This window comes from Agrobacterium sp. Azo12 (assembly GCF_029193765.2).
GTDB lineage: Bacteria > Pseudomonadota > Alphaproteobacteria > Rhizobiales > Rhizobiaceae > Agrobacterium.
In genome coordinates this window covers 1082562-1094750 of sequence record NZ_JARFYO020000002.1, presented here as the reverse complement: position 1 = coordinate 1094750, position 12189 = coordinate 1082562, and the positions used below count along the sequence as shown (strand labels likewise).

General features: G+C 48.6%; 8 protein-coding genes. 4 read left to right on the top strand and 4 right to left on the bottom strand.

The annotated features are described in order from the left end of the window. Window positions 1–135 precede the first annotated feature (135 nt). Entirely contained in the window at window positions 136–972 is an 837-nt protein-coding gene (locus PYL13_RS21365; RefSeq protein ID WP_275642268.1) for a hypothetical protein, read from the bottom strand. Window positions 973–1767: 795 nt separating this feature from the next. On the opposite strand from PYL13_RS21365, the gene PYL13_RS21360 reads away from it, so the two are divergent. Beyond that, the gene (locus PYL13_RS21360; protein WP_275642267.1) at window positions 1768–2646 is read left to right on the top strand and encodes a hypothetical protein; all 879 of its coding nucleotides are present in this window, start codon (window positions 1768–1770) and stop codon (window positions 2644–2646) included. 771 nt (window positions 2647–3417) lie between these two features. Here PYL13_RS21360 and PYL13_RS21355 read toward each other — a convergent pair. Next, window positions 3418–3768: a hypothetical protein gene (locus PYL13_RS21355; RefSeq protein WP_275642266.1), complete on the bottom strand. Its 351-nt coding sequence runs from the start codon at window positions 3766–3768 to the stop codon at window positions 3418–3420. A gap of 111 nt (window positions 3769–3879) precedes the next feature. Between PYL13_RS21355 and PYL13_RS21350 the strand changes: the two genes are divergently transcribed. Further along, window positions 3880–5175, top strand: a complete 1296-nt coding sequence (locus PYL13_RS21350) for a hypothetical protein (protein WP_275642265.1) — start codon at window positions 3880–3882, stop codon at window positions 5173–5175. Between the two features lie 271 nt (window positions 5176–5446). Here the strand turns inward: PYL13_RS21350 and PYL13_RS21345 are convergent, their stop codons facing one another. Continuing rightward, a complete protein-coding gene (locus PYL13_RS21345; RefSeq protein ID WP_275642264.1) occupies window positions 5447–6958 on the bottom strand; it encodes an AlbA family DNA-binding domain-containing protein in 1512 nt (503 codons plus the stop codon). A gap of 912 nt (window positions 6959–7870) precedes the next feature. Continuing rightward, window positions 7871–8926 (bottom strand): restriction endonuclease, encoded by a 1056-nt coding sequence (locus PYL13_RS21340; RefSeq protein WP_275642263.1) that lies wholly within the window; start codon window positions 8924–8926, stop codon window positions 7871–7873. A gap of 79 nt (window positions 8927–9005) precedes the next feature. On the opposite strand from PYL13_RS21340, the gene PYL13_RS21335 reads away from it, so the two are divergent. Both PYL13_RS21335 and PYL13_RS21330 read left to right on the top strand, forming a co-directional pair. After that, window positions 9006–10871, top strand: coding sequence for an AAA family ATPase (locus PYL13_RS21335; RefSeq protein ID WP_368077696.1), 1866 nt, complete (start codon window positions 9006–9008; stop codon window positions 10869–10871). Between the two features lie 634 nt (window positions 10872–11505). Continuing rightward, window positions 11506–12180 (top strand): hypothetical protein, encoded by a 675-nt coding sequence (locus PYL13_RS21330; protein WP_275642260.1) that lies wholly within the window; start codon window positions 11506–11508, stop codon window positions 12178–12180. Window positions 12181–12189: the final 9 nt, after the last annotated feature.

Here is a 12189-nt window from a genome sequence, read left to right as displayed (position 1 = left end):
AAATTTTATAAAAATGGGAAGCAGTGGTTACTGGAGAGAGGCCAGCATTATATGGTTGGCGACCACCATAGCGGCGGTTTCCAGTATCCAGAAACGATGAGCATTGAGGTCAAGGTGTTGGCAGGTTTCATGGCGTCAGTTCCTGCCGTGACGGATTTTCACCCACGGTGCGTCGACCAACTTTTTACCAGGTTCGGCCAACTCAAGGACACCATCATAGACGAGGCACCAGATTGCATTCAGCCCGTCAGCAAACCGCTCGAATTTACGGGCAAGCTCGTAGGCACTGACAATTCCATTGATGTCAGAAACGAGGGTGCGCAATTTTTCGCAGTCAGCTTCATCCCGGATTTTCAATGCACGCAGGGTCCACTTTGCGTTCCATGCTCGGTCCCGGGTAAGAGTCCGATCCGTGATAAGGACTGCGGCGTCAGCAAATCCACGAAGGTTTGGTTTGATCCGCTGGATAACATCTTCGATGCCCGAAGACTCCACCTGGTCCCTTGGCTTAACCGCGAATGCAATCCGCACTCCATTATGCAAGGTCGCACGATAATCGAACGTGTGTTTGTGCTCGGTCCCATCAGCTGCGATATAATGAAGGGCTGGAGGTTGATCCTCGATATCGACGACTGAAGAATTCGTAAGCAGCATCAACGCGCAGGTCAATTCGTACGTGCTGGCAAAACTTACAGCACGGTTGGTTCTGGTATCGACGAGATAACCACGACTGTGCCCCTTGGTGCGGGCAGGGGGCAGCCTTGTCGCGGTCGACGCTCCCGGTGGGGCCCAGAGTTCGATGTCTTCAATCACACCATTGTCGTCAACCGTCGACACCAGAATAAGCTGGCCTGCGGGAATAAATTCAATCCCGCCTTTGGTGTTGTCATTTGTGTACGGCAAGTCATCGACGTAGTTATCGATGCCGTGTTCAACTTCCGTAACATACCGAAGTACCCGTTTTGCTGGCATGGTACACCCTCTCTCGACGCCTTAAAGCGCGCCGCTAACTCATTGCTTTAAATTACGAATACAGCTCTGAAATCAGATGCAGTGACGTAGGAGGCAGCGAGATATTGAGAGGACGGAGAACGCCATGACGGCGCGAATGCGCTTCACGACGGAGGTGGAGCACAATTGAATTTCATACATCGGCGATGGAACGGAAGTGAGGGCAGTGTTTACCATTGGGCCGCACTCGCATCTGCGATTACGTCCGCGTCCAGTGCGATGTTCCTTGACACCTGAACGCCCGAACTGACGTCCGCTCCGTGAGCAGAACGCAATTGGTTCAAAATGGCAAAACGCATCAACAGGTGATGAGATTCAGTTTGGGATGGGCGCACAGAAACCTCCGAGGGCGCACAAGGGTGGCAGCCCATCCGGAGGTCAGGACATGTGTCCTTACTTCAGATGGAGCTGAGGAAGGTCTTTCCTAGAATGCGTATCATCGTGGGGCTCCGCGTTTTAAACTGGGACGGAAGATAGTCAGAGGTGGTACCGGGAGTCTACCGGGGATTTCAAAGTGTTAGGAATATGGTTAACGTATCACCATAGCACGGTCAGAGGCACAACTTGGGTGGGGAGCATGTATTCACACGACTATTGCGAAAGAGCGCGCCGAAGTCAAATTTGAGTCGGTTTACACTGAATATTCGCTGCTTAATCATGCCGGGTGTAACGGCCAGTTCACCAATTATTGATTGCAATGCAGCTATATACCAAACATCAATTATTGACTTACCGGAAGCTCTGTGAGGTGTTTTAATGTCCCCCAAAAAACGTAATAGTGAAAAGCATTCTGGACCATGGGAAATCGTCAATAGCTCTCTGGCAGCATGTCGCAAACAGGTATCTCGATGCGAACTTGTACAATATCCTGGTGAAGATGCTAATGGCAACTTGATTTGCAGCGAGGAACAGGAACAGGAAACTGAGTACCTTAAATACCTTATTGAAAAAGCGTATGTTCAACTGCAGCTTCTGATAGAAAAGAACGGTTGTCTAAAATATCTGGATCGCTTTAACGATGGGTTCGATGAGTTCGATAATCTGTCAGACGTGATGCCCAACAAATACTTCCCGGAGCAACTTGAGAGCCCGGCGCTTCTGTATCTTGAAAGCGCGTTTTCGTCTTTCACCGAGATGGTAGTGGGATTGGATAGCAATACAACCGAACTATCTATTCTGGAACGGATTCTTCAAAACACTCCATATATTGTAAAAGACTACGGAAATGACCCCCATTCCGAGAAAGACATAAGGGCTACGTTGCTGGCATTCCTTAGTCATCTATTCCCGGATGTAATGCGCGAAGTCGCAATACCGCACGTGCATAAGACGTATAAGGCAGACTTAGCCATCCCGTCGCTTAAGGCAGTTGTTGAGGTTAAATATGCGCATAACTCACAGGAGTTGAAGCAAGAACTGGATGGAATTTATTCTGACATGAAGGGCTATTCGGGCGATGCACGATGGACGCATTTCTTCGCGCTGATCTACACTACGGAGCCACTCATGTCACAGTCCAAGCTCGACGCTGAGTATGCTTTGGCGAGAGTTGATGTCATGTGGAAGGCCATTGTGGTTCACGGTGCTGGTGACCGACAGCGGCCAATTAAGGTTTCAAAGAGCGGTAAGATATGAGGCGAAGTAAAAGAGGCTTTCTAGACCTACACTATTCCAGCTCGCTGAAATCCTGATGCTTTATGTATACGAGGTCTCGATCTGGGGAAAATGAATAAATGATCCCAGACCCTATACGGCGTTGATAGGCCGAAATGGATCAGGGGTCCGACGGGCGCGAGGAATTTTCGTCAGTAAATTGGCCTTCCTGTATTACAAAGATAATATTTTCGCATAAGGTCTATGACGAAGTGACCGAACTCGCACTTTCTTCGAACCAGTTAGCACCTTCATCTCATCAAGATTGGGTTGCTCGGTGATACTCCAAAGTACGCACAGAAGGTCGTCGGGATAGCCTTCTTTTTAAGTGCCGTTGTAACCACCATTTGGCGAACGGTTCACTCTCATTGCCACATCCTCGAAACCGGAAACGACAGCTTCCGCTTCACAACAGCTCGGACCACGAACCGAAAGATACGAAGGAGCAAAGCCGACTTGACTAAATCACCAGCGCGAAACCTATCTACAAGGCGGATCAAATCTCGTTGGAAATACCCGGTCAGTTCTCAGTGAAATTCAACGGTGCGAGGCATTTTTCTAGGTATGCTGTAAAATAGCTTTCCATAAGTTGCGCTATCAATTCATCTAGCCATCGAGCGGTACTGTCGTTTCAGTATGATGCTGACGAAGTTTATACGTTTTATAGCCAGTAAATGAAACGGGCTGAACTCTGGGCTTCAGACGAGACGACCCAACCAACATCTTCCTCAGTCATTGCCATTCAGGCGGTGATCATAGCGCCTTGTGGTTGCTTTCGGATTTTTCCCATTCGTTTTGGTGAATAGCAATCAGGTTTTCGATTAGGCCCCGGCCGAGGCATGAAGAGAATTCGGAAAGTAACCCACCATTTTCTTCTTCGTTCTGGAGGTCGCAAAAGCGCTTTATTACGCTTTCTGTTGATGTCACATCTTGGAAAACGATAATCCCTTTTTTACAACCGAGGCGCTCAATCCAAAGTTCTGGAAAGCGGAAGCGGAATGCGTCGTAGAAGAAATTTATAGAGAATTTCCAACTCCCGCCGTTCGGCGTTTCATACAGATAAAAACCAGATGGCTCAAATTCGACTGATTGGATAAAGTTCACAGAAATCGTTCCCGAATACTTGTGTGGTTAATATCAGAGTGTTTTTTGCAAGGGACACGCATTTTGGTTCTAACCGTAATCCATCGCCACCCAGTTACCAGACATGTACCCATGAGCGGGGAGGACGAGGAAATCTTCCGGGAAGGCCTTGGCTATTACGCCGCTGCTGAGCTTAAGCCTGCGGCTATCGATTTAATTAATAAATACAGTGGCAATAAACTATGGGTAGGTTGTGATTGCCAGCCTTCCAAAGCAATTAGTCCGCGACTTTGGCCAGTTGCAAAAAAAGGTTTTCGGCGAAACCTAAACTCAAAACATACTCAACATTCGACAGAATGCGAATTTAACCAAGACGCAGTTCCTGCGAAGCGCGTGCGTGCGTCATTCCAACGCAAGACTCGTTCAGAAGGAATTTTGAAGTTTAGGCTCGCAACGGGATTTACTGAGAAGAAGCAGGATGACCTTCCCCCACCCAGCAATAAAATTAATAGATCGACTTATCGACCCGGTCTTGCACGGTTGCTTTGCGAGCTGCTGACCGACGCGGGTGTTCAAGAGATCAATCCCCAGGATCACTTTCCTGGGAAAGCCCGATATGACACGATGATTAATGATATTATGCTGGCTGCCGCCAACTTTGAGATCGCTGAAAACCGGTATCTTTGCGACTGGATTGCGGTTGGTCTCGATGGTTTACCCGGTCTAAAGAGGCGAATTGCTGCAGAGCAACCTGAAAATTGGGCAGGCATGAGACCCCATGGAATTCTTATTTGTAATATTGCGGAAGCTGGTGACAAAGAGCTGATGTTTGATAGCGTTGAGCTTGATCCGTTGCCAGTCTTGGGACGAATCGCTGTTTTCGGCGAGCGGAATGCAAAAGATCGCGCGCCATATTTAGCTATTTGCCTTGTTGCAAAGGACGATTATACATCGTCTTATCCAGAGGTCCTGCGGGCGTATGTCCATCCGTGCCTGAATTGGTCAAAGTGGACCCTGGTAGACAGTAAGCTCGAACGCGAGACGGTAAACAGGGCCCAACGTTGTCGCTTTGGTCTGTCGAAAAATAAGAATATAAGCGTAAAAATCACCAAGCCGCTGTTCGATTGTAATTATCGCGATCCATCTGAGTATGAGCCGGTCTGCATTCCGGATTTCCTTGTCGAACTCCTAGGTGAAAAAAAGATTCCTACGGTTGTGGTGGAGACGATGGGGTACACAGACCTTCGTTACAGAAACCGGAAAAAGCGGATGCGGGAATATTTTGAACGAATTGATGTTCGAGGTTCGGGTGTTAATGCAAGCATGGTGTATCACGATCCCACAGCTTTCCCTGACGATGAAAGCGCTCACGTAGGATTTTATGAGGAATTGTTCAAATGTTTAGTCGAACTCTCAATTGGAGGTTAGCACAGTCCTTCTAGAGCCTACTCGGTGGTGGCACTACAGAGCCAAATGAGAAATGTTTGAATTTGGGGTCAACGTCCTCCGTCGTTATATTTCTCGTGTGATTTCCATACCGACGCTTATCCACCCGAATTTTGGAAGCGTCGGCAAATTGTTGTCGTGTCTTTAAGCACACGCTGCACGGCCCAGCGACACTTGTCCCTTGCTCGCGCTGGCTCATGACGGCAATTTGCTCGCACTTTTCTCCACTGCTTTCGACACTGGTGCTATGCGATTACGCCATGGTTGGCGGTGGGAGAGGCCTGATGGTGACCAGACGCTCATTCAACCTCTTGAACTCCCCTTCGAGAGCTTCCTTTGTCATAAAGCCTTGAAATTGTTGGTGAAGGTATGGCTCCATGAAGCCATTTAGAACGTTCGCCAGTGTTTCCATATAATTGTTCTTCAAGTCAGATGCAGAAATTATTTTTCGGGAAGGATACCGGTCACTTGTCACACCATGCCCAAGCACTCGCCGGTCGTAAGACTCGCCGCTTATAAGCTTCCTTCCTTCCACACCAACGGGTTCCGAGAATATGGCGATTCGCTCGACGTTTGACACTTGGCGGCTGATGAGACCCGCGTGTGCAAGAATAGAATGCATTCTCAATACGAACATGCTTGTTGCAAGGTAACGTTTAGGTTTTGCATCATTGCCAGGCACGTCCTCGTCAAAGCTTTTGCAGGTGACGAAAACACCATTGGAGTAGGCCCTCCAATAGTCGAGGCAATGCGAAAAGACATTCCGCTGCTCATGACGTATGCCCTCGATGCCGGTGAGCTTACGATTGTCAATGTTCCAAAAACAGGCTCTAGGCGACACCGAAGGATCGCCCAGTGTTAAGAAGTCTGCCCAACCATCGTACGAAACTTCTCGCATCGTGTTACTCGTCTTTCGGAGCTTTTTCTGAAGTTCGTCTACCGAAACCAACTCGTCACTCGCAGTCAGTAGGGCGTAGCCGTCCAAGGTATTATTTTTCGCCATGCTGTTGATGAATTGCGTTTCCCGCTCATACGCTGCCATGTCTCCTTTGTAATCCATCTTGCGGAAATTCCGTGCCGCACTGACCTTCCGTATCTGCTCAATAAATGACTCTCTGGTCGCTTCAGCGAGTGCTTCGATGGAACGCCAATCGGGTTTGGGGGGAGCATCTGCTGCTGCCAGCAGTCCTCTGAGTTGCTCTGCAACCAGACCCGCCATTTCCTGCGTTCTTGCGACGATACCATCCTCCAAGGACCGCACGGCCTTCTGCTCGCGCACTTGCATCAGGCTTTCTAGCAGTTCCGCCCATTGCTCTGGAGTGGATGGGGTCACGGTTTCAGGTTTGATGCTACGAATATAGATGCCGCCAGTATTGCCGTGTTGATCAGGGGCTATCCATGGAATGTCACCATGGCGGGGAATGTGCACAACAGGATATACCGCGCCTTGGAAATCTGTCATTCTCACTTGACACTCAAGCTCGCCGACATAGCGGCGCAAAAGGATGTGAACCGTTTCCTGTGAGAACATCTCCAGCGCAAATTCAGAAGATGGTGCCAGTGCAATCCCGCCATCATCTATGCCGAAATATAGTCGACCACCACCCGAATTCGACAGAGCCGAGATGCTGCGAGCGATCTTTTGCTGCCCGGGGCCCTTCGTAATATCCATCCAACGTTTGAATTCGACCCGGCGACTCTCCCCGTTTGCCAGGTCTTGCGCCATTTGTTCTACGTCTGTCAGCATTTTGATGTCTTCATACAAGCTTGATTGCCAGCAACGTGCCAAAGGTTTGCATAGCAGTCCACAATAAATGTGAACGCAGCACGGCCAACTTTGCGTTATCGAAGCACAACCTTGATGAGAAAAATATAAACATTCATGAGAATGACAGCTATTTGCGGACAGATAGTCATTGACCTTCTAAAACCAGTAAATACTGCCGCAATTAGGAAGCGATGGAACTAGGTAGTGCATTATAAAATGACGCAGCTCAGGAAACAGGACATTGCTGAGGAAAGGGTAGAGCTTTCTTAGGGTTCACAACTGCCCCAAATGGCGTGCTCGCAATATCTCGCCATTGGCAAATTCTTTCACAACAACCCCTGGATTTCAGAGGTCAGTGCACTTGGCAAGACGGGGTTTGGCTGCCGGTCTACATTCAGGATGTTGAGATTTACTCTGGAAGAGTCATTTTGGTCAGTAAAGAATTCATCTAAGGCCGCTTGCAACTCGTCTAAGTGGCCACATATGATCCGAACGTTCGCACAGTTTTTGGTGCTGCAATTTTGCATGTAGAACTCAATAGTATCATCGTCTTGTCGCCCAATTAAAAGTTCGAGCTTCCAACTTTTCCAATTCTTTGGATACCAAGCTATCGAGCTATATAGGTTTTGATGATCTAATCGCTTTGCAAATTGATCCGCTCCTGTGAAGGAGGTAAAATTTGATTGTCCTGTAGTTGGCAAGTGGCAAGACATCGATATCCAGTATCCCGTGATGTCTCTTAAAGGTGCGCGAAGGGCTCGCAAGTGACCAGCAGGATCGCGACTACCATCGTTTCCATTACGTCAGTAAGTACAGAGTGCTCTATGTCTGCAGCATCGTCAGATTGCTGATGAAGGATCGTCGACTTCTTTGGCGGCCATAGCTGCATCTTCAGGAGACGTGGAGGGACTATCGGGGCATCGTGGCAAGGAAGTCATAAATTTCCTGATCGAGGATTTCGGAAGGCCCGTTGCCGCTCCATTCGGAACCGGCACTAGTAACTTGCGCATCGCGAATGCTCAGCATTGTTTTCAGTATTTCGTCATCAAGGAAAATGATTAATTTCCCTGTTTCGCGCATAGCGCCTTGCGCGGCGACCTTCGCGTGAGGATGTGCAGGGGTTCGGCTGAGAACAAAGCATACCGACCTCAATGCCACGGCGCTCATGTAGCGCTCTGTGGTGAATACCTGCATTGGACCAACTGGACCTTGGTAATTCTTGCATTCAAACACAATAACGCGGGCTCGGAAATCGCGTGCTAGTGCGGCCCAAAAGGGAGTTTGTGTTTTTACGCGGTAAACGATATCGAGGATACTTAGTCCATCGTCGAGACGCGACTGCCTTCTCGCATCGGTTAATGAGTCACCGAATAGATAATCGAGTATCTCTTCACAAATCCTCTCAAAATCGGCGGAATTTGCGTTACCAGTGTTGATCCCGGATAGCTGGTCGGCCAACTGCTGACCCTTTGGAAAATCCGGCGCATCTTCTGGAATTTGATCGCTTAACTGAGTGTCAGAAGCGTCCGTTGCCGGTAAGCTTTCGGGCAATTTGAGATTTGTTACTTCATCAAAAAAGGTTAGAAATTCGTCCGAAAGCTGGTGGTCCGAGCTTTTTTCTAACAGGTACTCTCGATCCCAAATTTCAATTTTAAATTCACGTTCAGCCCATTTTTTCCTCGATGGCGCAATGCGGCCAGATGAGATCAAAACTGCACGCTTTCCGCTTCTCGAAAACCTTGCAGTTTGGGCAGCCCAGTCTCTAATCAGCTTCAGCGGTATGTTTGGGGACGAAGCCCACTTCACTTCGGCGTACAGTGTCGTCTCTATGTTCGATGCACTGATATCAGGCTGCGGACCAGTCAGCTCCCCAAGCATCTCCTGTTCACGAGTAACGTCGTAACCCATTTTAATAAGCAGTTGCAGAACTAATTCTTTAAAGTCTTGGTGTTTGCGCATCGACATATAATAGTACACGCCTCAACAGAGTTGTCGTTTTAGATAAACTACTAAAAGTCACAATTCGTCTTTCGAATCAAGCGCAATGGTTGTATTATTCAATTCTAAATTGGGGGAGGCTGTAATGCGATTGAAGAGTGTTAAACTGTCACATTTTCGAGGATATCGAGAGACGGTGGTAATTCCTATTGAGGAGGCCATGACGGGCATTGTTGGTCGGAATGACTACGGAAAATCCACAATTCTTGAGGCGTTGGCTATTTTTTTTGAAACTGATGGGGCTAAGCCAGATAAATCTGACGTCAATTGCTTGAGTTTTGCGGAGGGACTTGAAAGTTTTGAAATCGCTTGCGAATTTGACGACCTACCCCACACGCTCGTTCTAGATGAAAATGTTGAAACGACGCTTGGCAGCGAATTTCTAACAAATGGATTAGGAAATCTTGAAGTATCAAAGACCTTCAAGGCAACGACGGGCAAGCTAGAGAAAACTGCAATTAGATGCATGCACCCTGCAGATCATGCTCTGAGCGGATTACTCTCATTAAAGATGGCCGATTTGAAGAAGCTGGGCGACGATAGAGGCGTTGCTGCTGAAGTTCAAGACAAACGTGTAGCGTCTCAATGGCGCGCCGCTATACGGGCGGCGGCCGGTGATATTGCACTACAGGAGACAATGCTCGATATCGACAAAGGGCTCTCCTCTGAAAGCAAATCAATATGGGGAAAAATCCAGGATCAGCTTCCAACGTTTGCCCTGTTCAAATCAGATCGCGAGAGTAATGACGGGGATAATGAGGCGAAGAACCCGCTGCAACAAGCGGTACGGGACGCACAGGCCGCATTGCAGAATCGTATCAGCGCCCTTGAGCAGGAGATTGAGAAGAGCGTCCTTGATGTTGCAGGACGCACACTCGACAAACTGCGGGAAATGGCACCTGAGTTGGCTAGCGAACTGGTCCCACGCTTTAAAGAAAAGCCTAAGTGGGCATTTAGTTTCACGTTGGATGGCGAGAATGGCATCCCAATAAATAAGCGCGGAAGTGGCGTGCGACGTTTGATCCTGCTGAATTTCTTTCGAGCCGAAGCGGAGAGGGTGGTGACTGGCACCAAACGCAATGTGATCTACGCCATTGAAGAACCAGAGACATCTCAGCATCCCAATTATCAGATTATGTTGATGAAGGCTCTTCTTGCGCTTGCTGACCAGCCAAACCGGCAGATTATCGTCACCACACATGTTCCGGCGCTCGCCGGTTTGATGCCGGTCGAGGGAATCCGGTTTGTCACCAAGGATGACGCAGGAATGCCTGTTGTTAAACTTCCTGACAATGACGTGCTGAGGGAGGCTGCCGAGAGCCTGGGGGTGCTGCCAGAAACTGGGATGGAGAGAGCGAAAGCTGTGGTCTTGGTTGAAGGTAAGTCCGATGTGATCTTTTTGAGGCACGCGGCCAAAACTCTAAAGGACGGCGGTTACGTTGCGTCAAGCCTAGAAGACGTCGGGGTTGTTCCGATCCTTGTCGGTGGCTGCGGGAGCGTTAAGCATTGGGTTACCCTTAACCTAGCCAATGACCTTGGCCTGCCGTGGTGCGTTTTTCTTGATTCAGACATTGGTGGTGACATTAGCCAATCTAAGTCAATTCAGAAGCGACAACGCGAGGTTGAGGCGCTTGGGAGGCCCTTCTATTCCACGCAAAAACGCGAGATTGAGAATTATTTGTGCCCCGATCTAATCAACGAATTGACCGGTGTGCAGGTGGCTTACACTGCCACCTGCGACGCCAAAAAAATCATCGGCAACGCTGTAGCTATGAAGCCAGACGACGTAATTGAACGTTTTTGGCCACACATGACGGCGGAGAAAATCATTGTGCGCTCGGAGTTTCAGATCGGTGGTGAAACACGCTCAGAAATACAGGATGTCGTGAAAAGGCTGCTAGAATTGGTGTAGTTACGTCCTTTGGACAACGTCAGACAGCAGCAAAAGAAATATTGTTCAAAATCCTTATTTCAGGCCTGCTAAAGGCCTGAAAGCGATCTCAGGCGGCGTTCCCGTGTCTATGCTGGTGCCGCTCAAGCAGATTGCCCCTCGTATAATCTGGTTGTGCAGTTCCAAAATGTCGCCAGCTCGGCCCGCGTTGGTTGCAGGTTCTAAAACACAAGGTCTATTGGCGAGCAGCTGCAGATGATCAGGAAGCGGGAATATGGTCGAAAACTATAACTGCTCCATCGCAGATGGGTTAATAAATATTTATTAAATGCTTCTGTTTTCGTTCGGTACACACATGCAACTAAATGGTGCACTTAAATATGAAGCCTCTATACGCCACAGCCATCATTATTCCTCTGATGACTTCACCAGGAATGGCCTTTGAACCACACGTTGAGCGGTTGCTTGGTCAGTATATAGCCTACGACGATATCTGCCGTGGGCACGCAAGTGACAGCCCCATAGCCGAGTACGCTTGTAACAGCCGGGAAGAAGTCGCGACGCTGCTTGGGAGAGAAGGGATGTGCTACGGCAAGGAAGAGCAAGCGATGTATCAAATGAAGTGGCACGTATGCGGTAAAGGATCGATCAAGCCGTGAAGAAGATATTCACTTTGATGAATGCGGCGGTGTTGGTGACAGTTCTGTACGTGGGCTTTGTTGGATATGAGGCATACAATCAGCAGATTACCGGCAAGTGGGTTGAGCAAAACAACCTGAATGAACTCGGTGACTTTCTTGCAGGATTATTCGCACCGCTTGCATTCTTTTGGTTGATCATAACGGTGCTCATTCAGGGCAAAGAATTGGCTCTTACACGTCAGGAATTGGCTGACAATCGCAAGGTGATGCAAGAGCAAGCCGATGCCACAAAGGCCCATAAAGAGTTCGTGGAACAACAGACTTCAATTATGAAGCAGCAAGCCGATCTTGCAGTTGAAGCACACAATAAGAACCTACAGGTGGCTTTGTACGATAAGAGAGTCGCGTTCTATAGCAAACTGCGAAAATACGCGGACTTGGATATTGGGGTGTTGCATAGGGAGGCGACCTACATAGATTTCCTCCATCTAAATATCGAAGTGCAAGCGTTGTTCGGCAAGAGTAGTCCGCCTTCGCTTTGGGTGAATCATCTTACGGAAATCCTTCAGGTGCTGACTTCCGGTGCCACGCTAGATGAAGAACAAAACATCGAAATATCGTGGTTTGAAAACACCGTAGTCAGTACCTACGAAGGTCACTTTCTGCCGTACCTGAAACTTGTCGATTAAAAGGAATTG

Coding starts and splice junctions, on each gene's coding strand:
- PYL13_RS21340 (WP_275642263.1), bottom strand. CDS start 8,926: ATGTCGATGCGCAAACACCAAGACTTTAAAGAATTAGTTCTGCAACTG.
- PYL13_RS21360 (WP_275642267.1), top strand. CDS start 1,768: ATGTCCCCCAAAAAACGTAATAGTGAAAAGCATTCTGGACCATGGGAA.
- PYL13_RS21350 (WP_275642265.1), top strand. CDS start 3,880: ATGAGCGGGGAGGACGAGGAAATCTTCCGGGAAGGCCTTGGCTATTAC.
- PYL13_RS21335 (WP_368077696.1), top strand. CDS start 9,006: ATGGTTGTATTATTCAATTCTAAATTGGGGGAGGCTGTAATGCGATTG.
- PYL13_RS21365 (WP_275642268.1), bottom strand. CDS start 972: ATGCCAGCAAAACGGGTACTTCGGTATGTTACGGAAGTTGAACACGGC.